General features: G+C 73.7%; 18 protein-coding genes. 12 read left to right on the forward strand and 6 right to left on the reverse strand.

Features of this window, described 5'->3' with window-relative positions:
- The first annotated feature begins 49 nt into the window (after positions 1 to 49).
- Positions 50 to 229 (forward strand): hypothetical protein, encoded by a 180-nt coding sequence (locus AAH979_RS08930; protein WP_346257580.1) that lies wholly within the window; start codon positions 50 to 52, stop codon positions 227 to 229.
- Here AAH979_RS08930 and AAH979_RS08935 read toward each other — a convergent pair.
- Positions 212 to 550: a hypothetical protein gene (locus AAH979_RS08935; protein WP_346257581.1), complete on the reverse strand. Its 339-nt coding sequence runs from the start codon at positions 548 to 550 to the stop codon at positions 212 to 214. The two genes, AAH979_RS08930 and AAH979_RS08935, sit on opposite strands and share 18 nt — an antisense overlap.
- Between AAH979_RS08935 and AAH979_RS08940 the strand changes: the two genes are divergently transcribed.
- From AAH979_RS08940 to AAH979_RS08960, 5 genes are all read left to right on the forward strand, one after another.
- Positions 549 to 2,699, forward strand: coding sequence for a tetratricopeptide repeat protein (locus AAH979_RS08940; protein ID WP_346257582.1), 2,151 nt, complete (start codon positions 549 to 551; stop codon positions 2,697 to 2,699). The genes AAH979_RS08935 and AAH979_RS08940 overlap by 2 nt on opposite strands.
- The gene (locus AAH979_RS08945; RefSeq protein WP_346257583.1) at positions 2,696 to 4,576 is read left to right on the forward strand and encodes a protein phosphatase 2C domain-containing protein; all 1,881 of its coding nucleotides are present in this window, start codon (positions 2,696 to 2,698) and stop codon (positions 4,574 to 4,576) included. Before AAH979_RS08940 ends, AAH979_RS08945 begins: the two co-directional genes overlap by 4 nt.
- Positions 4,573 to 5,865 (forward strand): VWA domain-containing protein, encoded by a 1,293-nt coding sequence (locus AAH979_RS08950; RefSeq protein ID WP_346257584.1) that lies wholly within the window; start codon positions 4,573 to 4,575, stop codon positions 5,863 to 5,865. Before AAH979_RS08945 ends, AAH979_RS08950 begins: the two co-directional genes overlap by 4 nt.
- A 4-nt stretch (positions 5,866 to 5,869) precedes the next feature.
- On the forward strand, positions 5,870 to 6,631 hold the full coding sequence (locus AAH979_RS08955; RefSeq protein ID WP_346257585.1) for an FHA domain-containing protein: 762 nt from the start codon (positions 5,870 to 5,872) through the stop codon (positions 6,629 to 6,631).
- A gap of 297 nt (positions 6,632 to 6,928) precedes the next feature.
- The gene (locus tag AAH979_RS08960; protein WP_346257586.1) at positions 6,929 to 8,782 is read left to right on the forward strand and encodes a Xaa-Pro dipeptidyl-peptidase; all 1,854 of its coding nucleotides are present in this window, start codon (positions 6,929 to 6,931) and stop codon (positions 8,780 to 8,782) included.
- Positions 8,783 to 8,889: 107 nt separating this feature from the next.
- Here the strand turns inward: AAH979_RS08960 and AAH979_RS08965 are convergent, their stop codons facing one another.
- Entirely contained in the window at positions 8,890 to 9,261 is a 372-nt protein-coding gene (locus tag AAH979_RS08965) for an FKBP-type peptidyl-prolyl cis-trans isomerase (protein WP_130462889.1), read from the reverse strand.
- 265 nt (positions 9,262 to 9,526) lie between these two features.
- Here AAH979_RS08965 and AAH979_RS08970 point away from each other — a divergent pair, with 265 nt between their 5' ends.
- The 4 genes from AAH979_RS08970 to AAH979_RS08985 all read left to right on the forward strand — a co-directional run bounded on the left by AAH979_RS08970 (position 9,527) and on the right by AAH979_RS08985 (position 14,329).
- Positions 9,527 to 10,333 carry an SAM-dependent methyltransferase gene (locus tag AAH979_RS08970; RefSeq protein ID WP_346257587.1) on the forward strand — a complete coding sequence of 269 codons (807 nt, stop codon included), beginning with the start codon at positions 9,527 to 9,529 and terminating at the stop codon, positions 10,331 to 10,333.
- Positions 10,330 to 12,486 (forward strand): EAL domain-containing protein, encoded by a 2,157-nt coding sequence (locus AAH979_RS08975; RefSeq protein WP_346257588.1) that lies wholly within the window; start codon positions 10,330 to 10,332, stop codon positions 12,484 to 12,486. Before AAH979_RS08970 ends, AAH979_RS08975 begins: the two co-directional genes overlap by 4 nt.
- A gap of 653 nt (positions 12,487 to 13,139) precedes the next feature.
- Complete coding sequence (gene erm / locus AAH979_RS08980; RefSeq protein ID WP_346257600.1) at positions 13,140 to 13,895, forward strand: ErmE/ErmH/ErmO/ErmR family 23S rRNA (adenine(2058)-N(6))-methyltransferase; 756 nt, start codon at positions 13,140 to 13,142, stop codon at positions 13,893 to 13,895.
- A gap of 224 nt (positions 13,896 to 14,119) precedes the next feature.
- A complete protein-coding gene (locus AAH979_RS08985; RefSeq protein ID WP_346257589.1) occupies positions 14,120 to 14,329 on the forward strand; it encodes a hypothetical protein in 210 nt (69 codons plus the stop codon).
- Positions 14,330 to 14,358: 29 nt separating this feature from the next.
- Here the strand turns inward: AAH979_RS08985 and AAH979_RS08990 are convergent, their stop codons facing one another.
- On the reverse strand, positions 14,359 to 15,387 hold the full coding sequence (locus AAH979_RS08990; RefSeq protein WP_346257590.1) for a tripartite tricarboxylate transporter substrate-binding protein: 1,029 nt from the start codon (positions 15,385 to 15,387) through the stop codon (positions 14,359 to 14,361).
- Between the two features lie 174 nt (positions 15,388 to 15,561).
- On the opposite strand from AAH979_RS08990, the gene AAH979_RS08995 reads away from it, so the two are divergent.
- A complete protein-coding gene (locus AAH979_RS08995; protein WP_346257591.1) occupies positions 15,562 to 17,220 on the forward strand; it encodes an ATP-binding protein in 1,659 nt (552 codons plus the stop codon).
- Positions 17,217 to 17,891: a response regulator gene (locus AAH979_RS09000; RefSeq protein WP_346257592.1), complete on the forward strand. Its 675-nt coding sequence runs from the start codon at positions 17,217 to 17,219 to the stop codon at positions 17,889 to 17,891. Before AAH979_RS08995 ends, AAH979_RS09000 begins: the two co-directional genes overlap by 4 nt.
- 31 nt (positions 17,892 to 17,922) lie before the next feature.
- Here the strand turns inward: AAH979_RS09000 and AAH979_RS09005 are convergent, their stop codons facing one another.
- The 3 genes from AAH979_RS09005 to AAH979_RS09015 form a co-directional block, all read right to left on the reverse strand.
- The gene (locus AAH979_RS09005) at positions 17,923 to 19,470 is read right to left on the reverse strand and encodes a tripartite tricarboxylate transporter permease (protein ID WP_346257593.1); all 1,548 of its coding nucleotides are present in this window, start codon (positions 19,468 to 19,470) and stop codon (positions 17,923 to 17,925) included.
- Positions 19,467 to 20,027 carry a tripartite tricarboxylate transporter TctB family protein gene (locus AAH979_RS09010; RefSeq protein WP_346257594.1) on the reverse strand — a complete coding sequence of 187 codons (561 nt, stop codon included), beginning with the start codon at positions 20,025 to 20,027 and terminating at the stop codon, positions 19,467 to 19,469. The genes AAH979_RS09005 and AAH979_RS09010 overlap by 4 nt, the downstream gene beginning before the upstream one ends.
- Before the next feature lie 86 nt (positions 20,028 to 20,113).
- The gene (locus AAH979_RS09015) at positions 20,114 to 21,196 is read right to left on the reverse strand and encodes a tripartite tricarboxylate transporter substrate binding protein (protein WP_346257595.1); all 1,083 of its coding nucleotides are present in this window, start codon (positions 21,194 to 21,196) and stop codon (positions 20,114 to 20,116) included.
- Between the last annotated feature and the right edge of the window lie 157 nt (positions 21,197 to 21,353).

The raw sequence follows: 21,353 nt of genomic DNA on the forward strand, positions 1-21,353 counted from the left end.
TGCGGCCCGGTTGCCCAGGCTCCTACCTGCCCGACGGCTACTGTGACGAGTGCGGTCGGCGCGCACCGGCCGGATCGGCGGCCGCACCCGAGAACACCGGCCCGGCGGCTACCGGCCCGGCGGCTACCGGCCCGGCGGCTACCGGCCCGGCGGCTACCGGCCCGGCGGCTACCGGCCCGGCGGCTACCGGTCAGCCCGGGACGGCTACCGGTCAGGCCGGGACGGCTAGCGGCCAGGTGGCGGCGTCTGCCGGTACCGGCCGGTCCGTGGCGCCCACCGGGGCGGGCCGGGCGTCGGTGCCGACCGGAACCGGCCGGGCGTCGGTGCCAGCCGCCGCAGTGGGCGTCTCCACGGGCACCGGCCCGGGACTCGCGCCGTCCGGGCACGGCTCGGTGCCGGGACAGGCCGGGGCGCCGCCCGGCCAGGCGCCGATCTCCACCGGCCCCCGGCCCGGGCCAGCGTCGACGGGGCAGGGACCGGCATCGGCCGGACGGGGCCCGGCATCGACCGGCACCGGGCGGGGACCGGCCTCGACCGGGAGCAGCACCATGCCGAGCCGGGGCACCTCGAACTCCGGCTCGCGGGGTTCCAGCCGCTCCCGGAGTGCGTTCCGGGGTGGGCTCGGCGCCGGCCTGGTCGACATCGCCCGGGTGCCGCTGCGCGACCCGGCGACAGCGGTGATGGCCGAGCCGAAGGTCGCCGAGTCGCGACGGTACTGCGTGAGCTGCGAGAAGCCGGTGGGACGGGGCCGGGACGACCGCCCGGGTCGGGCCGAGGGCTTCTGCCCGCACTGCGGCACCCAGTTCTCCTTCCTACCCCGGCTCGGCCCGGGCGACGTGATCAACCGGCGGTACGAGATCCTCGGCGCACTCGCGTACGGCGGGCTGGGCTGGATCTATCTCGCCCGGGACCGCAACGTCAGTGATACGGTCAGCGACCGCTGGGTGGTGCTCAAGGGACTGATCAACACCTCGGACGAGGACGCGATGGCCTCGGCCGTGGCGGAGCGTCGCTTCCTGGTCGAGCTGGACCACCCCAACATCGTCAAGATCCACGACTTCGTGGAGCACCCCGACCCGCGCACCGGCACCCCGGTCGGCTACATCGTGATGGAGTACGTCGGCGGCCAGTCGCTGCGGGACATGCTGCTGGCCCGGCGCCGGGACACCGGCCAGCGCGCCCTGCCGTTGCCCGAGGTGATCGCGTACGGGATCGAGATCCTGCCGGCGCTGGACTACCTGCACGACCGCAACCTGCTCTTCTGCGACTTCAAGCCGGACAACGTCATCCACGCCGAGGAGCAGCTCAAACTCATCGACCTGGGCGCGGTACGGCACGTCGACGACAGCGCCAGCGCGATCTTCGGCACGCCCGGCTACCAGGCGCCGGAGGTCGGCACCCTCGGTCCCTCGGTCGCCTCCGACATCTACACCGTCGGCCGGGCGCTGGCCGTGCTCAGCCTCGACTTCCGGGGCTTCTCCACCACGTACGCCAACCGGCTGCCGGAACCGGCCGACGCGCCGCTGTTCGCCGCCGAGATGTCGTACCACCGGCTGCTGCGCCGGGCCACCCACCCCGATCCGGACCGGCGCTTCCAGAGCGCCGGGGAGATGAGCGAGCAACTGCTCGGCGTGCTGCGTGAAGTGCTCTCCGCCGCCGACGGTGTGCCCCGGCCGGCGGTGTCCCGGCAGTTCACGCCCGAGCGGCGTGCCTTCGGCACCGAGGCCGGCGAGGTCGGCCGGGCGGTGGCGGGCCGGGCCTGGGGCGCCGGGGGCGGTGTCCCGCCCGGTGCGATCGCCCCGGCGCCGCCGGTGGTCGCCGCCGCGTTGCCGCTGCCGCAGGTCGACGTGCTCGACCCGGGCGCCGGCTTCCTCGCCTCGCTCGGCGCGACCGACCCGGCGGAGCTGGTCCGGCAGCTCACCGCGGCGCCGGTCCGCAGTGTGGAGGTGGCGCTGCGGCTGGCCCGGGCCCGGATCGAGGGCGGCGACCTGGCGGGGGCCGCCGCGGACCTGGACCGGCTGGCCGCGGCCGACCCGTTCGACTGGCGGGTGGACTGGTACCGGGGCCTGGCGGCGCTGACCGCGAACCGTCCCGCCGAGGCCCGGGTCGCCTTCGACGCGGTCTACGACGTCCTGCCGGGTGAGCCGGCGGCCCGGTTGGCGCTGGCGGTGAGCGCCGAGTGCACCGGCGACCGGGAACTGGCGACCCGGCTCTACGACCGGGTGTGGCGGGTCGACCACGGCTACCTGAGCGCCGCGTTCGGGCTGGCCCGGATCCGGTTCCTGGTCGGCGACCGCGCGGGTGCGCTCGCCGTACTGGACCAGGTGCCGGACAGTTCGAGTCAGCACGTGGCCGCGCAGGTCGCCGCCGTCCGGGCCAGCCTGCCCGGTCTGGCGGCGGGCACCACCGGGCCGGACGACCTGCTACGGGCATCCGCCCGGCTGGAGCGGCTCGGCCTGGACGTGGAACGGCAGACCCGGCTCACCATCGAGGTGCTGGAGGTGGCCCTGGCCTGGGTACGCAGCCGGTCGGCGCCCACCTCCGCGGCTCGGGTGCTGGGGCACGAGCTGTCCGAGCGCGGCCTGCGGTTCGGGCTGGAACGGGCGTACCGGACACTGGCCCAGCTCTCCCGCGACCCGGAGCTGCGGATCGCGCTGGTCGATCACGCGAACGCGGTCCGACCGAGGACACTGGTGTGACCGCCGTCGGAGCCGGCGCCGCCGGAAGCATGCCGAAGCCCTGTCCCGAGCACGGCGCGCCCGACGACCCGGCACACCGGTACTGCGAGGTCTGCGGCCGGGAGTTGGAGCGCGTACCGCTGGGGGAGCCGACCGGGTCGTCCGGCTGGGCCGCCCCGGCGACCGGCTCGTTCGCTCCGGCCGAGTCGCCCCGGTCGGCCACCGCGACCACGACCGGCCGGGCGGAGGCATCCGGCTCGGTCGAGGTGCCGGAGTCGACCGAACTGCTCCGGCTGGCCGACCTTTCCGGGCCGACCGCGCTGTCCCGGCTGGAGGCGCTGGCCGGGCCGACCGGATCGTCGAGGCCGAGCGGACCGAGTTCCACCGGATCGTCGAGTCAGACCGGATCGTCCGCGCCGTCGAGTCCCACCGGCCCGTCCGCACCGTCGGGACCGCCCGGAACCGATGGGCGCGATCGGGCCCCGGTACCGGCTCCACCAGCCGCCTCCGACTGGCGCGCCGATCCGGGCGGTCAGCCGCCGACGACGAGTTGGAGCAGCGCGTCCGGTGTCGCAGCGGTACCGCCGGCGAGCCGGGGTGCGGCCACTCCGTCCGGTGCACCGGGCTGGGGTGCGTCGACACCGTCCGGCGCCCAGAGTCAGCCGGGGGAGCGGGGTGGGTTCGTACCGCCAGCCGCGCACCCCGGTGCGGCCGGCCGGGCCGTACCCGCACAACCCGGCGCACCGGAAAACCAGGCCGGCTATCCGCCGCCACCCGCGCCGCCGGATTGGGCGGGGCCACCGGTGCCACCGGCCCCGCCCGGTTGGTCTGGACCGCCGGCACCACCGGCCCCGCCCGGTTGGTCCGGGTCGCCGGCACCATCCGCCCCGTCCGGCTGGACCGGCCCGGCCGCACCGGCCGGTTCATCCGGGTGGACCGGTGCGGCGCCGTCGCCCGGCCCGGCCGCTCCGCCCGGCCCGGCCAGCCCACCCGGCACCTGGCTCTCGTCCCGTGCGGTCGGCCAACCATGTCCGGGCTGCGGTACCCCACCCTCCGGCGACTCCGGTCACTGCGACCACTGTGGACGGCGCTCGTCCGTGGGCCGGGACCGTGCCGACCTGGATCTGGGGTCGGTCGCCGCCGTCACCGACCGGGCCCGGCGGCGGCGCAATGAGGACGCGGTCACGGTCGGCCGACTGGGCCAGACCATCGCGGCGGTGGTCTGTGACGGGGTGTCGACCTCGCTCCGCGCCGACCTCGCGGCGCACGCGGCAGCGGAGGCAGCTCTGGCCACGATGCTCTCCGCACTGGGCAACGGCGCTGCCGCACCCGATGCCGTGGTGGCCTCCGGCCGGGCCGCGGCCGAGGCTGCCCGGGCAACCGCACTGCACGACGACGGGCAGGTGCCGCCGAGTTGCACCTTCGTCGCCGCCGTCGTCACCGCGGGCTCGGTCACGGTCGGCTGGATCGGTGACAGCCGGGCCTACTGGCTGGGCCCGGACGGCGCGGTGCACGAGGCGGTCTGCCTGACCGTGGACGACTCGGTGGTCGGCCAGATCCGGGCCGGGCGGCCAGTGCCGCCCGGCGCCGAGCAGGATCCGACCTCCAAGGCGCTGATCCGGTGGCTCGGCGCGGACTCCAGCGACGCCGAGCCGCAGGTGGTGACGTTCCAGCCGGGGCGGCCGGGGCGGCTGGTGATCTGCTCGGACGGGCTCTCGCACTACCTGCCGAACGCGGCGGCGTTGGCGGCCCGGATACCTGGACCGGGCGGTGCCACGCCGATCGCGATCGCCCAGGACCTGACCAGGTTCGCGGCGGAGGCAGGTGGACACGACAACATCGCCGTCGCGGTCCTGCCGTTCCCGCCCGCCGCAGGTTCGGGGGGAGCGGGCGGGTGACCGGGGTACCGCAGTTCGTCGCCGAGGTGGACCACAACGAGTACCTGCCGGCCGGCGGCCAGGTGGTGGATGCGATCCTGACGGTGACCGCGTCCGGTCCGGACCTGCGTAATCCGGCGACCGTCCCGACGGCGGCGCAGGTGATCATGATCGACACCTCGGGATCGATGGCGATGCCGCCGACGAAGCTCGCCGAGGCGAAGCGGGCCACGGCGGTAGCGATCGACACCCTGCGCGACGGCGTGGCCTTCGCGGTGGTCTCCGGGAGCGCGGTCGCCCGGATGGTCTACCCGGTGCAACCGGGGATGGTGCCGGCGAACGCGCAGACCAGGGCGGCGGCGAAGGCGGCGGTGGCCGGGTTGCGGGCCGACGGCGGCACCGCCATCGGCCGCTGGCTGGACCTGGCCAACTGGCTCTTCGCGAGCCGCCCCACCGAGGTACGACACGCGATCCTGCTCACCGACGGGCGCAACGAGCACGAGACGCCCGAAGACCTGCGCCGGATGCTGGCCGTCTGTGCGGGCCGGTTCGTCTGCGACAGCCGGGGCATCGGCAGCGGCTGGGTGGCCAGCGAGCTGCGTACCATCGCCTCGGCCCTGCTCGGCACGGCCGACGGGCTGGAACACCCGGCGCAGTTGCCGGCCGCGTTCCAGGCGATGACGGCGGCCGCGATGGGCAAGCGGGTGGCGGACGTCGCGCTGCGGATCTGGAGTCCGGCCGGCTCGACCGTACGCACGGTCAAGCAGGTCTTTCCGCACGTGGAGGAACTCACCGCACGCCGCTTCCCGGTCAGTGCCCGGATCGGGGACTATCCGACCGGCGCGTGGGGAGCGGAGACGCGCGAATACCACATATCCGTGACCCTCGAACCCGACGCGGTCGGTGAGGAGGTGCTGGCCGCCCGGGTCAGCCTGGTCGCCGCCGGCCAGGTGCTGACCGAGCGGCTGATCCTGGCCAGGTGGACCGACGACACCGCGCTCTCCACCCGGATCAGCCCGCAGGTGGCGCACTACACCGGGCAGGCCGAACTCGCCGCCGCGATCCAGGAGGGGCTGCGGGCCCGGGAAACCGGCGACGTGGACGCCGCGACCGCCCGGCTGGGACGGGCCGTGCAGTTGGCCGCCGAGTCGGGACACGACGAGACCGCGATGCTGCTCGGCCGGGTCGTCGACGTCATCGACGCGCCGACCGGCACCGTGCGGCTCAAGCGGCAGGTGGCCGCGCTGGACGCCGAGCTGGCCGACGTGCGGTCGGTGAAGACCGTGCGGGTGAAGAAGGAGCAGGGGTGAGCCGGTGACGGCGGCCACCTGCCCCCGCGGACACGAGTCGTCCACGGTGGACTACTGCGACGTCTGCGGCGTACCGATGCCGCGTCGCGGCGCCGGCCCGGCTCCGGACGGCGCCGCAGGGCCGCTTCCGGCGCCGGAGGTCGGCGTACCGGTGGAGCCGGCGGGCGGTGCGGCGGAAGCCGCGCGGGAACCGACCCCGGCCGTGCCGTGCCCGGTCTGCGGCACCCCGCAGGTGGGGCGGTTCTGCGAGGAGGACGGCTACGACTTCCTGCTCGCCCCGCCGGTCGTCCCCGCATCGGCCGGTACCGCACCGGAGGCCGGCAGCGAGGCGCCCGGGCCGGGCGCCGGCTGGCAACTGGTGGTGGACGCCGACTCCGAATACTTCGACCTCGTCCGATCGTTCGGCGGTACGGACGCCGGAAGCCTCACCTTCCCCCGCTTCGTCGTGCCTCGCCGGTTCACCCTGGAACCCCGGCAGTTGCTGGTCGGTCGCCGCAGCCGATCCCGAGGCGTACACCCGGATATCGACCTGATCGGCCCGCCCGTGGATCCCGGGGTCTCCCACCTGCACGCGCTGCTGCTCCCGCAGCCGGACGGTTGGGCCGTGGTGGACCTGGAGTCCGCCAACGGCACCTATCTGAACGATCCGTCGACGCCACCGATCGTCGCGAACGCCCCGGTCCCGCTCGGTGACGGCGACCGTGTCTACCTCGGTGCCTGGACCCGATTGACGATCCGGGCCGACCAGGCGAACTCTCTCCCCTGAACCGCGCGAAAGGTTCACTGACCGGCGGCCCCACCGATCGACGTATCCGGCTGGGCTATCTAGGATGGGCCGTCAATGTTCCCACCATCGGCAGTCTCTTGTCCGTCGTAGTCAGCCGTTCTCGGCGCGGCCCGCCCGACCATTCCGACAACCCTGGAATGCGCTACTCCGTCCGGTGAGGACGGTGCTTCGCTCCGACGACCGCGACAACCGGTCCGCCGGGCCGGCAGCGCGGCGCCGGGCGCCAGCCCACGAGGACTGGTCGAGAGGAGCAACTCCATGCCATCAGCAGGTCCCGTGAGGATTCTCGGGGCGTACGCGGTCGGCCTGGCCCTGGTCGCGGCACCGGTACCGGCCCGCGCCGCCACGGCCGCGCCGCCGCCGGGCATCGTCGTGCAGGACGGCATGACCCAGCCGGTCTTCTCGTTCGAGGAGGCGATCGAGGAGCGGGTGTGGGTGGAGACTCCGCTCGACACCGACCACGACGGCCGGCGCGACCGGGTGGTGGCGGACATCTCCCGGCCCCGGGAGACCGACACCGAGGGCCTGCGGGTACCGGTGATCCTGGAGCACTCGCCGTACTGGAAGGACACCTGGGGCGACGTCCCCTATCCGAGCGTCCTCGTCGATGACCTGCCGCAGAGCGCGTCGCCCGGCGCGCCCGCCCGGCGGGCCGAGCAACCGGGCATCCTGCGGGCCAAGGCGAACCTGCCCGGCCAGCTCGACGACTACTACGTGCCGCGTGGCTACGCGGTGGTGCTGGGGCAGAGCGTCGGCACCGGTGACTCCGACGGCTGCCCGACCAGCGGTGACTCGGCCGAGACGCTGGGTACCAAGGCGATTATCGACTGGCTGGGCGGGCGGGCCCGGGCGTACGACGCCAGCGGCGCACCGGTGCGGGCCGGCTGGACCACCGGCGCGGTCGGGATGACCGGGGTCTCCTACAACGGGACCCTGCCGAACATGGTGGCGACCACCGGCGTCGAGGGGCTCAGGACCATCATTCCGGTCGCCGCGATCAGCAACTGGTACGACTACTACCGGGCCAACGGCCTGGTGGTGGCGCCCGGTGGATACCAGGGTGAGGACGCCGACATCCTCACCATGTACACCGCCGGGCGGGCCCGCTCGGCGGGGACCTGTGCCGACGAGATCGCCGAGATCGCCGAGGAACAGGACCGGGTCACCGGCGACTACACCAGGTTCTGGCGGGAGCGCGACTACCTGCCCGGGGCGCGCAAGGTCCGGGCCAGCGTCTTCGTCGTACACGGGCTCAACGACTGGAACGTGAAGACCGGGCAGTTCGCCGACTGGTGGGACCAGCTCGACCGGTATGGCGTGCCGCGCAAGCTGTGGCTGCACCAGGGCGGCCACGGTGGACCGGGCAGCGCCGCCACGGTGACCCTGCCGGACGGGCGGTCGTGGACCTACAAGCAGACCGAGAACCGCTGGTTCGACTACTGGCTGTGGGGCGTCGACAACGACATCATGGCCGAGCCGAGGGCGGTGGTGCAGCGCGAGGACCGGGTCTACGCCACGTACCGGGACTGGCCGGACCCGGCTGCCCGGGAGGTGTCGTTGGGGCTCTCGGCGAGCGACGCGACCGCGCCGGGCCGACTGGTCGGGCACGGTGGGCGGGGTCGGGCCGCGCAGAGCCTGGTCGACTCGGGACGGACCGTCACCCCGGCCGAACTGGTGGCCGGACCGGACACCGCCAACCCGAACCGGCTGGTCTACACCTCCCCGGCGCTGGGCCGGGACGTCCGGATCTCGGGCCGGCCGGAGCTGCGGGTACGGCTCTCCGTCGACAACCGGACGGCCGCGAACCTGACCGGCTACCTGGTCGACTACGGCCCGGTCGGCTCGACCGAGGCGCCGGTGGTGGTGAGCCGGGGCTGGCTGGACCCGCAGAACCGGACCAGCGAGGCGCACAGCCGGCCGCTCCGGCCGGGGCGCCTCGCCGACTACCGCTGGACGATGGAGCCGAAGGACTACGTGTTCCGTTCGGGGCACCGGTTCGGTCTGGTGATCTTCTCCAGTGACCAGGAGTACACGCTGCTGCCGCTGCCCGGCACCCGGCTGACGGTGCTGGCGACGTCGAGCAGCCTGACCCTGCCGGTGGTGGGTGGCCGGACCGCGCTCGGTTTCTGAGCGCGGTCCGGGCCGGGGTCACCGGCCCCGGACGCCGACGGCGTCCGGGGCCGGTCTGCCGGGGTGGACGTGCCCCGACCGGGTCGAAACGGGTCAGAACCCCGGGGTCAGAACTTCACGTCGACCAGGTCGACCACGAAGACGAGGGTGGCGCCCGGCTTGATCCGGTTGCCGACACCCTGGTTGCCGTACCCGAGCTGCGGCGGGATCACCAGCTTGCGCCGGCCGCCGACCCGCATCCCGAGTACGCCCCGGTCCCAACCCTCGATGACCTTGCCGCCACCCACCGGGAAGCTGAACGGCGAGCCGCGGTTCCACGATGAGTCGAACTCGTCGCCGGTGTCGAACGAGACCCCGACGTAGTGCACCACGGCCCATTGGCCCGGCTGGACCTCCTGGCCCGTGCCGATCGTTATGTCCTCGATGACGAGGTCGGCCGGCGGCGGACCGTCGACCAGACCCACGGTGGGCTTTTCCATCCGGGTACCTTAACGCCGGACCGGGACCGTGATCACTTTACCCGGTGGAGTGTCGCGGCAGGTGAGCGCCGCAACCGCCGTCGGGACACGGATCGTCGGCACCCGGGCCGGGCCGGAACGTGGCGTGTCTCGATGTCCGGGTTCGCCAACCGGTCCGCGGTCGGTACGCTGTCGGCTCGGGAAACCGGTGCGGACACCAGGCTGGCCAATACGAGTGGCCGGGGTCGGGCCGGGACGGCGAACACCGAGCTGGCGGAGTGTGACGGTGACACAACCGGACTGGACGTCCGACGACATCGATATCGACCGCCCCAGTGCCTCACGGATCTACGACGTGTGGCTCGGCGGATCGCACAACTTCGAGGTCGACCGGGAGATCGCCCGGAAGACCGAACTGGCCTGGCCCGACGCGGTCCGGTACGCCCGGGCCAACCGGGCCTTCCTGGGCCGGGCGGTGCGGTTCCTTGCGGCGCAGGGCATCCGGCAGTTTCTGGACATCGGCTCCGGCATCCCCACCGCGAACAACGTGCACGAGGTCGCCCGGCACGTCGACCCGGAAGCCCGGGTGGTCTATGTGGACATCGATCCGGTCGCGGTGGCGCACAGCCGGGCGATCCTGGCCGGCGACGACCGTACCGCCGTCCTCCAGGCGGACCTGCGGCGGCCGCAGGACATCCTCGACCAGGTCCGCGACGGCGGCCTGCTCGATCTGAGCCGACCGACCGCGCTGCTGCTGGTCGCGCTGCTGCACTTCGTGCCGGACGCCGACGACCCGCACGGGGCGATAGCCCGGTTGACCGAGGGGATGCCGTCGGGCAGCTATCTGGTGGTCACCCAGGGCGCGCACGGGGCCAGCGAGGAGTCGGACGAGGAGATCAGGGAACTCTACCGGCGTACCCCGACGCCGTTGACCGCCCGGGACCGGGCCGAGACCGAGCGGTTCTTCACCGGCTTCGAGCTGGTCGAGCCGGGGTTGGTGAACCTGCCGGACTGGCGTCCGGACCCGGCCGAGACGGTCGACGACCGCTACCGGGGCGCCCTCATCTACGCCGGAGTGGGACGCAAGCGGTGACCCAGCCGGGCCAGGTGCCTGGGCCGGCGTCCGCCGCCCTCGACGAGTTCGCCCAGCACTGGGCCCGGGCGATGGCCCAGATCAGCTACGTCCCGGTGCGCCTGGACGAGCTGCGGCAGGTGCTGCTCGGCTACGCCGAACGGATGGCCGGCTCGCCCGACGGCCCGGCCGCGGCCCGGGAGGTCGGTGCCGCGCTGGTCGCCGACGGCTACACCAACGTGTCGGCGTTGCACGCCACCGTCGCCGCCCTGGCCGCACACTTTCCACCCCACGACGCCGGGCCGGAGCTGCCCGGCGAGACGCCCGATCGGGTCGGCCGGACCGAGTTGCTGGGCGCGGTCGCCGCCGGGTACGCCCGGGCGCTGCGCGAGCGGACCCAACGCGAGCTGGAGTCGATCATCAGGGCGGTGCTGACCGCCCGACGTACCGCCGAGCGGGCCTGGGCGGCCAGCGAGGCGCGGTTCGAGGCCCTCTTCGTCTCCTCGGCCAGCGGGATCTGCGTCGTCGACCCGGAGAACCGGATCGTGCAGGCGAATCCCGCCCTGGCCCGGATGCTCGACCGTCCGGTCGCTGAACTGGTCCGGCGGCGGCTGACCGGGCTGGTCCAGGCCCCGCACCGGGCGGCGGTCGGCCAGGCGCTCGACGAACTGCACGCCGGCCGCCGGACGCACGCCGAACTCGACGCGGCCTTCGGCCGTCCGGACGGCGGCACCGTCTGGCTGCGGCTCTCGCTGGCCCCGGTGCCGCACGGCGAGGTGACCCATCTGGTCGTCACGGCGCAGGACGATACCGAGCGTTACCACCTACAGTCCGCGCTCTCCCATCAGGCGCTGCACGATCCGCTGACCAACCTGCCCAACCGGGCCCTGGTGCTGCGCCGGCTCGACGAGCTGATCGACGGGCTCGGCCCGGACGAGCACGTCGGGATCTGCTACCTCGACCTCGACGGGTTCAAGACGATCAACGACTCGTTCGGGCACGCGGCCGGCGACGACGTGCTCCGTACCGTCGCGGCCCGGCTCGCCGGGTGCGTCGCCGGCCCCGGCTGGCTGGCCGGCCGGCTCGGTGGCGACGAGTTCGTCATCGTCGCCGCCGACCCGGACCCGACCCGGCTGGTACGGGTCGCGGAGCGGGTGGTGTCGGCGGTCCGGCAGCCGATCCCGGCGGCCGGACACCAGCTCTCGGTCTCGGTCAGCATCGGGGTGACCGACGACCGGATACCGCACAGCCAGCCGAGCGATCTGATGCGGGCCGCCGACATCGCGTTGTACTGGGCGAAGGCGGCCGGCGGCGACCGCTACGAGATCTACGACGCGAACCGGCACGACGCGCAGGCGCTCCGGTCGACGCTCGCCAGCGGGCTCCGCTCGGCCCTGCACCGGGACGACTTCACACTGCGGTACCAGCCCATCGTGCGGCTCGCCGACGGGGTGCCGATCGGCGCCGAGGTGCTGCTGCGGTGGACCCATCCCGAGCACGGTCCGGTCGCCCCGGAGATCTTCATCGATCTCGCCGAGGAGATCGGCCTGATCGGGCAGTTGGGTCGCTGGGTGCTGACCCGCGGCTGCCAGCAGGCCGCCCACTGGTACCGGGATCTCGGCGAGCGGGCGCCGTTCGTCAGCGTCAACCTCTCCGCCCGGCAACTGCATGACGTCGGCCTCGCCGACGAGCTGCTGCGTACCCTCGACGAGGTCGGGCTGCCGGCCTCACAGTTGCAGCTCGAACTGACCGAGAGTGCCCTGCTCGGACCCGCCCAGGGACCGGCCGACGCGCTGAGGGCGCTGGCCGCGCACGGCGTACGGGTCGCGGTGGACGACTTCGGCACCGGCTACTCGAACCTCGCCTACCTCCGTCGACTCCCGGTACGGGAGCTGAAGATCGCGGGCGCGTTCATCGAGGGCCTCACGCCCGGGCACCCCGGTACGCCGGCCGACCGGCAGATCGTGGCCAGCGTGATCGCGCTTGCGCACGGGCTCAACCTGACCGTCACCGCCGAGGGGGTGGAGACCCGGGAGCAGGCCGAACTGCTTCGCTCGATGGGCTGTGACCACGCCCAGGGCTGGTGGTTCGCCCGGCCCGGTGAACCGGACGTACTGCACCGGATGGTCGTCCGGGAGGGCGGAAAACCGGTTGATCCGGTCCCCACGTACTGAGCTAGGGTGGCGGGGTGTCTGGCACCTTTCACGCCCTGATCCGCGGGTCCCTGACCGGGACGTGCACCGCCGACGGGGCGCCCCTGCTCCTGATCCGCCCTCGGGCCGGCCGCTCCGCCCTGGTCGGCTGAGCGCGGGAGCATCCAGGTTCGATCGCCGACGCCGCTGACGCGGCGCGGTCGAACGCCAGTTCCGTCCTTCCGGCGGCGCGCCGCGCCGTGACCCTCCACCTGTCCGCCCGACGTACCGCGTCGTCGCGGCCGGTGCGGGTCACCCGCGTCGACGACCTGTGACGCCGTTCGCGTCGACAGCCCGTGACGCCGTTCGCGTTGATTGACGCGCGGCGCCGTTGCCGTCGACGACGCGTGACGCGGCTGCTGTCGAGGACGCGTGAGCGCGCGGCGCCGGCATCTCCGCACGTCCAGGGTCACCCGAGTCCTGATCCATCCGGGACAGGTCGTGGCCGCTGCGCGCCCGCCTGTCCCACAGACCGGCCCGGAGTGCCCGGGCGGGAGGACACGGCCGTGCCGCATCACCATCCCAATCGAGACAACCGTCCCGGCGCCCGCCGGGCGAACCCGCCGGTCCGCCGGCAACCCGACCGGCCCGTCAGGCCGGCGGGGCCGCGTACCGGGCAGGACCGGTCGCGCCGGGTGCTCGGGCAGAACTTCCTGCGCGACGAGCAAACCATCGCGCAGATTCTCGCCTCGGCCCGCCCGGACCCGGCCGGGCTGATTCTTGAGGTCGGCGCGGGGCAGGGGGCGCTGACCAGGGAGCTGGTCCGGCGGTGCCGGCGGGTCGTCGCGTACGAGATCGACCCGGCGCTGGTCGCCCGGCTCGGCGAGGAGTTCCGGTCCGAGCCGGGGCTCCGGCTCGTGCACGCCGACTTCGTCGCGGCCCGGCCGCCCACCGAACCGTTCGCGGTGGTCGGCAACATCCCGTACGCCTCGACCAGCCGGATCGTCGACTGGTGCCTGGGCGCCCCCCGGCTGACCACCGCCACCCTGGTCACCCAGCTCGAGTACGCCCGGAAGCGCTGCGGCGACTACGGCCGGTGGACGCTGCGTACCGTGCAGACCTGGCCGTGGATGAACTGGCGGCTGGCCGGCCGGATCCCCCGGGAGCGATTCCGGCCGATGCCCCGGGTGGACTCCGGCATCCTGCGCCTGGAGCGCCGGGCGGTGGAGCTGCTGCCGGCGCACCAGCTCGCCGACTACGAGCGGTTCGTCGCGCTCGGCTTCAGCGGGGTGGGCGGCTCGCTGCGGGCCTCGTTGCACCGTGGCTATCCGGCGCGCCGGGTCGACGCCGCGCTGCGGGCCAACCGGGTGCCGGCCGACACCCTGGTCGGGTACGTCTGGCCGGAGCAGTGGATCGCGTTGTTCCAGGCGATCCATTCGGCCCGGCGCTGAGCCGGTGGCCGCGGCCGGGCCGACCACCCGGACGAGCCGGTGCGGTCGGCGCGCCACTCCGTTGGCCGTACCGACCCCGTGGCGTCCGCCCGGCCGCGGCCACCGGCCCCTCCGGTCGTCGGCTCGGGCCGCCGACGGCCCGTCCGGGTCGTCGGCCGGTCAGTCCAGGCAGCGTACGTGCACGGCGATGTGCTGCGGTCGCGCTCGACTGGCTCGAGGTACGGGTGGACGACGGTACGGCCTCCGAGCTGCTGCCGCAGGTGGCACACCGGTTGCGGCAGGATGCCGGGACGGGGCGGGCGGCGGCGGACGCCGTGCGCCGCGCGGTCGGGCAGCTCGGCGCCGGGCTGGACCGGCATCCGGCGGCGTCGGCCGAACAGCGGGCGAGCCTCGAAGCCCACCGGGACGCTCTCGCCCGCCTCGCCTCCGGGTGAGCCCTGCCGCCGGTCGAGACACGCGTCGGTTATCGGCCGGCCTTCGGCCCCGAGGTGCCGGCCGGGCTCAGGCCGAGCCCGTCGAGTGCGTGGGCGAGGCGGTCGTTCTCGGCCCGGAGGAAATCGCCGAACCCGGCACCGTCCAGGTACGCGTCGGTCCAGCCGTACTTGGCCAGTACCGCCCGCCACTGCGCCGAGCCGTGCAGCCGGGCGACCATCTCCCGCATCGCCGCGACGTCGTCCCCGTCCAGTCCGGGCGGCGCGACGATGCCCCGCCAGTTGCTGAAGACGACGTCGACTCCGCGCTCCCGCAGGGTCGGCGCGACGGTGCCGGTGAGCCGGAACTCGCTGGTCACGGCGAGTACCCGGAGCTGGCCGGAGGCGATCTGGTCGGCGTACTCGCTGCGGCCGGAGACGCCGAAGTCGACCTGGTGGTCGAGGATCGCGGCGAGCAGGTCGCCGCCGCCGTCGAACTGCCGGTAGCTCACCTGCCGGGGCGGGATGCCGACCGCGTCCGCGATCAGCATCGGGGCGAGGTGGTCCGGCCCGCCGGCAGACGAGCCGCCACCCACCGGCACCCCCGCCGGATCGGCCCGCCAGGCCGCGATCAGCCCGCCGATGTCCCGGTACGGCGAATCCCGGGTCACCACCACGATGGCGGGCTCCTCGATCAGCCGGGCGATCGGGGTGGTGTCCTGGAGCGTGAACCGGGCCCCGGAGGCGTACTGGCTGCCCACCACGCCGAGCCCCATCAGCATCATCAGGTCCGGGTTCCCCCGCTCGTAGCCGAGCCGCCGTAGCCCGACGACGCCACCGCCACCGGGCAGGTTGAAGACCTCCACGGCACGGGCGATCCCGGCGTCCGCCAGTGCCTTGGCGGCGGTGCGTGCGGTCACGTCGTAGCCGCTGCCGGGCGCGTTGGGGACGAGCAGCCGCAATTCGGTGGTCCCGTCGGCGAGGCGTCCGGCGCAGCCCGACACGGCGATCAGCACCACGGCGAGGCCGGCGGCGACCGCACCGGCCAGCCTTCTCGCCGTCGGATATCTGGTGCGGGCCATCCGCCGATCCTGGCCGGCCGGCGCCCGGTTGTCACCACCCGTGACCGGACCAGTTTGCCGGTTGACGTCGGGGCTGGTCAGGTGAGAGCTTCCCGGTTGCCCGGCCGGATGCCGTGGCGGGGCCGGCGAGGGCGTCGGAACCACCCCGGGGAACGAACCGGACGAGGAGGAGCGATGCGGCAGCGGATGTCCCTGGCCGGTCAGTTCCTGCTGCTGCAACTCGGCATCGTCCTGCTCGTCGTCTGCACCGTGGCGGCCGTCTCGATCGCCGAGTCCGACGCGGCGTTCCGCCGGGACGAGGGCTCCCGGCTGCGCTCCGTCGGGGAGAACGCGGCGATCAACCGGACCGTACGGATGGGCATCGGCGACCCGCACGGTCAGGAGGCGCTGGCGGCGGTGGCGGAGAGCGCCCGGGCGGTCTCCGGCGCGACGTACGTGCTGATCGCCGACGCCACCGGCAAGCTGGTCACCGGCCCGGACGCCGGATCGCCGATGGTGCTCGGCAGCAGTGACGGCCTCGCCGGCCGGTCCTGGGTCGGTGTGGTCGACGACGGATCCAAGGCGCTGGTCGCGCACGTGCCCGTGCTCGACGAACAGGACGGCCGGTTCCTCGGCCTGATCGTGGTCGGCCAGACCTATCCGACGCTGCCCGAGCAGCTCGCGGCCGGCCTCACCAATCTGCTCACCTACCTGCTGCTCGGCGGGGTGCTCGGGGTGGCCGGGTCACTGCTGCTGGCCCGGCGGGTGAAGCGGCAGACGCTGGGGCTGGAGCCGCGCGAGATCACCGGCCTGGTCGAGCACCGTGAGGCGATGCTGCACGGCATCAAGGAGGGCGTGCTCGGCACCGACACCGCCGACCGGGTGACCCTGGTCAACGACGAGGCGGTCCGGCTGCTCGGGCTGGCGGCCCTGCCGGTGGGCCGATCGCTGCACGCCGAGCCGATGGAGCCCCGGCTCCGGGACGTACTCACCGGCAAGGTCACCGGGGTCGACCAGATCGTCCTGAGCGACGACCGGGTACTGGTGCTCAACCGCCGGCCGGTACTGGTCCGGGGCCGCCGGGTCGGCTCGGTGACCACGCTGCGGGACCGGACCGAACTGACCGCGCTCCGCCGGGAGCTGGACGCCAGCCGGCACACCACCGAGGCCCTGCGGGCCCAGGCGCACGAGTTCTCCAACCGGCTGCACACCATCGCCGGACTCATCGAACTCGGCGAACACGACGAGGTGATCCGGTACGTCACCCGGGCCAGCCAGGTGCACGAGAAGCTGAACCGGGACGTCACGGAGCTGGTCCGCGACCCGGCGCTGGCCGCGCTGCTGATCGCCAAGGCCAGCCTCGCCGCCGAGCAGGGTGTCCGGCTCGCGGTCTCGCCGGAGTCGGACCTGCCCGCGGTCGACGAGCAGCTCGCCACCGACCTGGTCACGGTGGTCGGCAACCTGGTCGACAACGCGCTGGATGCGGCCGGCTCCGGTGGCCGGGTGGAGGTCGCGCTCGCCCGGGTCGACGCGGAGGTCGTGGTCCGGGTCGACGACTCCGGCCCGGGAGTGCCCCCGGAACTGGTCGAGGCGGTGTTCCGGCAGGGTTACAGCAGCAAGGATCCGGCCCGGGGTCACCACGGGCTGGGGCTGGCGCTGGTCCGGCTGATCTGCCAGCGCCGGGGCGGCAGCGTCGAGGTCGACGGCGCGTCGTTCCGGGCCCGGCTGCCGCTGCCCACCAGGGACCCGGGCCGAGTGGCCGCGCCGCCCGCTGAGGACCTGGCCCAGGAGGCCACGCCGCCCGGCGGCGACCCGGTCCGGGACGCTTCGCTGCCCGGGAGGGCGCCGGCGTGATCCGGGTACTGGTGGTTGACGACGACTTCATGGTGGCCCGGGTGCAGCGGGGCTTCGTCGAGCGGACGCCCGGCTTCACCGTCGTCGGGGTGGCGCACACCGGCGCGGAGGCGCTGGACGCGGTGCACCGGCTGCGCCCCGATCTGGTACTGCTCGACATCTACCTGCCGGACCTCTCCGGGCTGGAGGTGCTGCGCCGGCTGCGCGAGGGCGAGGTGGTGGTGGACGTCCTCGCGGTGACGGCGGCCCGGGACGTCGACACGATCCGGACCGCACTGCGCGGCGGAGTGGTGCACTACCTGATCAAGCCGTTCAGCTCGGAGGCGCTGCGCGACCGGCTGGAGCGGTACGCCGCCGCCCAGCAGCGGCTGGCCGGCTCGGGAGAGGTGGCCCAGGAGGACGTCGACCGGCTCTTCGTCGCGCTCCGGCCGGCCCCGATCGACCTGCCGAAGGGGCTCACCCAGCCGACCGCCGACCTGGTCGCCACGGCACTGCGGTCGACCGACGGCGATCTGTCGGCGACCGAGTGCGCCGACCGGGTCGGGCTGTCGAGAGTCAGCACCCGGCGCTACCTGGAGCACTTCGTCGGGGCCGGCAAGGCCGGGGTGAGCCTGCGGTACGGCTCCGCCGGCCGACCGGAGCGACGCTACCGGTGGACCGGCGGAACCTGAGAGGCGTGCGGGGTGGCACGCCGAACGATGCCTAGTCGTCCTCGCCGAAGGCGAGCCGTCGCGCGCTGGTCGGCCGGCCGCGCAGCCGGGCGACGATCCGGGGCAGGAACGGCACCAGCACCGCCGCCACGACCAGCCCGAGCAGTACGGCGGTGAGCGGCCGGGTGACGAAGACGCTCAGGTCCCCGTTGGAGAGCACCAGCGTGCGGCGGAACTGGAGTTCCATCATCGGGCCGAGGATGGCGCCGAGGATGACCGGTGCGATCGGGAACTCGAAGTGCCGCATGAAGAACCCGACCACCCCGATCCCGTACGCGATCAGCACCTGGGTCACGCTGTTGGTGGCCGCGTAGACGCCGAGGGTGGCGAAGACCAGGATGCCGGCGTAGAGGATCGGCCGGGGGATCTGGAGCACCTTCACCCAGAGCCGGATCAGCGGCAGGTTCAGCGCCAGCAGCAGTACGTTGCCGACGTAGAGCGAGGCGATCAGCGCCCAGACCAGCTCCGGGGACTTGTCGAAGAGCTGCGGCCCCGGCTGCACGTTGAAGATCTGGAACGCCGCCAGCATCACCGCCGCGGTCGCCGAGGTGGGGATGCCGAGGGTGAGCAGCGGCACGAGTACCCCGGAGAAGGCCGCGTTGTTCGCCGCCTCCGGCCCGGCGACCCCCTCGATCGCCCCCTTGCCGAACTCGGCCCGGTTCTTCGCCCGGTGCCGCTCGTAGGTGTACGACAGGAAGGTCGGGATGTCGGCGCCGCCGGACGGCAGCGCGCCGAACGGAAAGCCGACGGCAGTGCCGCGCAGCCACGGCCGCCACGACCGCGCCCAGTCCTGCCGGCTCAGCCAGCCGAAGCCGCCCCGGGCCGGTTCGAGCGGGGTGACCCGGTCGGGTAGCTGTCCCAGCCGGCTCGCGACGTAGAGCGTCTCGCCGATGGCGAAGAGCCCGACGATGATCACCACCACGTCGATGCCGTCCAGCAGTTCCAGGGTGCCGAAGCTGAACCGGGCCTGCCCGGTCAGCTCGTCGAGCCCGACCAGGCCGAGCAGGAGGCCGAGGCAGAGCGAGATCAGGCCACGGACCAGCGAGCGGCCGACCAGGGCGGTGACCGCCACCATCGCCAGCAGGGCCAGCGCGAAATAGTCCGCCGCGCGGAACTCGACCGCGAGCGCGGCCACCGGCTTGGCGAAGAGGGTCAGCAGCAGCGTCGAGATGGTGCCGGCGACGAACGAGCCGATCGCCGCCGTCGCCAGCGCCGCCCTGGCCCGGCCGCGCCGGGCCATCTGGTACCCCTCGATCGCGGTCGCCACCGAGGCGGACTCGCCCGGGGTGTTCAGCAGGATCGACGTGGTGGAGCCGCCGTACATGGCGCCGTAGTAGATGCCGGCGAACATGATGAACGTGCCGATCGGGTCGTCCAGGTTGAAGGTGACCGGCAGCAGCAGGGCGATGGTCAGTGCCGGGCCGATCCCGGGCAGCACCCCGACGAAGGTGCCCAGGGTGACGCCGATCGCCGCGTAGAGCAGGTACTGCGGCTCCAGGACGGTGCCGAAGCCGCCGAGCAGGTCGCCGAAGACGTTCACAGCGGCAACACCCCGGCCGGCAGCGTGATGTCGAGTCCCTGGGTGAAGCCGTAGTAGACGCCGACCGCGAGCGGGACCGCGACCGCGACGTCCCGGAGCCAGTGCCGGCTGCCGAGGATCCGGGCGCAGGCCACGAAGAAGACCGCCGAGGCGAGCACGAAGCCGGCCGGGTCGAGCAGCAGCACGTAGCCGAGCAGCGCCGCGCTGAGCAGCACCGGCGGGAGCCAGCGTACGGCCGCCGCCGGCTCGGCATCCCGCTCGGCTGTGCCGGTCTGGCCGGCTGTGGCGTCCCGCTCGGCTGTGCCGGTCTGGCCGGCTGTGGCGTCCTGGTCGGCGGTGGGGCCATCGAGGGTGCCGGGGGAGCGGTGCGGGGCCCCGGCGCTGGTCGGCTCGACCCGGGCCGGTGTGCGGAACTGGGCGGCCAGATACCACCCGGCCAGCACCACCCAGCCGGTCGTCACCACCAGCGGGGCCAGCCACGGCCCGGAGACCGAGTAGTCCCCGTCGGCCGCCCGGTACGCCGTCCAGAGCAGGAACAGCCCGCCCGCCAGCAGCACGCCGCCGAGGATCCGGGCTCCCCGAGGGGCCGGGACGGGGGCGGCCGGCTCGACCGCCCCCGTCCCGGCCTGCGACTCCGACGGCATCAGCCGGCCAGGCCGATCTCGGTCAGGACCTCGGTGATCCGCTTGCTCTCCTGCGCGAAGTACGCCTCCGCCTCGTCGCCGCTGCGGTAGAAGTCGTCCCACTTCTGTGCGGCCAGCGTCTGCTTCCACTGCTCCGAGGCGTGCAGCTTGTCGACCAGTTCGATGATGGCGGCCCGCTCGCCGTCGGAGATGTCCGGTGCGGCGACGAGGCCGCGCCAGTTCATCAGCTCGACGTCGTACCCGGACTCCTTGATGGTGGGGGCGGGCTTGCCGGCACCGACGTCGATGCCGGTGGCGCCGGAGACCGCGAGGGCCCGGACCTGGCCACCGGCGACCAGGTCGGCGTACTCGCTCGCGCCGGAGACCGCCGCGGTGAGGTCACCGGAGAGCAGCGCGGCCTTCGACTCGCCGCCGCCGGAGTAGGCGACGTACTTCATCGCCTTCGGATCGGCGCCGGCCGCCTTGGCGAGCAGTCCGACGAGGATCTGGTCGGTGCCACCGGCGGAGCCGCCACCCCAGTTGATCGACGCCGGGTCGGCCTTGGCGTCGGCCATCAACTGCTGCAGCGTGGTGTACTTCGAGTTCGCCGGTACGACGATGACCTCCTGCTCGGCGGTGAGCGTGGCGATCGGGGTGGTCTGCCCGAGGTTGACCGGGGACTTGTTGGTCAGCACGCCGCCGATCATCACCAGGCCGGTCACCATCAGGTGGTGGGCGTCGCCCCGGTTCTTCGTCACCAGCTGGGACAGGCCGAGGGTGCCGCCCGCACCGGTCACATTGGTCACCTCGACGGACTCGGTGACCAGCTTGCCGTCGGTCAGCGTCTTCTGTAGCGCGCGGGCGGTGCTGTCCCAGCCGCCGCCGGGCGCGGCCGGCGCCATCAACTGGATCGTCCGGGTCGGATACTTCACGGCTGCGGTGTCGCCGCCCCCGTCGCGGCCACAGCCCACCGCGGCGAGCGCGATCAGCGGTACGCAGGCGAGCGCCGCGACCCGCCGCCGGCCACCCGTACCCCGCCCGGGGGCACCCGGCGGGCGGGGGCCGCCCCGGAGCCGGCCCGGCGCGTTCCGAAGGTCTGTCATCGGTCTCTCCTCGACATGCGTAGCTGTTGCCGCAGCGTTACCGCTGGGTTGCGTAGATGCTTCCGGTCGAGGTGACGGCCGTCACCGTTACGGTCATGGAGTTCGTTGTGGTCTTTGTGGTCCCGCGCCGCTCGCACTCCGGGGCGGGCGACACCGG

The organism is Plantactinospora sp. ZYX-F-223 (assembly GCF_039649625.1).
Taxonomy (GTDB): domain Bacteria; phylum Actinomycetota; class Actinomycetes; order Mycobacteriales; family Micromonosporaceae; genus Plantactinospora.

Bases quoted from the DNA above. Each gene is read 5' to 3' on its own strand.
- AAH979_RS08940 (WP_346257582.1), top strand. From the start codon at position 549: ATGCCGAGCCGGGGCACCTCGAACTCCGGCTCGCGGGGTTCCAGCCGC.
- AAH979_RS08935 (WP_346257581.1), bottom strand. From the start codon at position 550: ATGGTGCTGCTCCCGGTCGAGGCCGGTCCCCGCCCGGTGCCGGTCGAT.
- AAH979_RS08965 (WP_130462889.1), bottom strand. From the start codon at position 9,261: ATGGAAAAGCCCACCGTGGGTCTGGTCGACGGTCCGCCGCCGGCCGAC.
- AAH979_RS08990 (WP_346257590.1), bottom strand. From the start codon at position 15,387: ATGGCCCGCACCAGATATCCGACGGCGAGAAGGCTGGCCGGTGCGGTC.
- AAH979_RS08995 (WP_346257591.1), top strand. From the start codon at position 15,562: ATGCGGCAGCGGATGTCCCTGGCCGGTCAGTTCCTGCTGCTGCAACTC.
- AAH979_RS09015 (WP_346257595.1), bottom strand. From the start codon at position 21,196: ATGACAGACCTTCGGAACGCGCCGGGCCGGCTCCGGGGCGGCCCCCGC.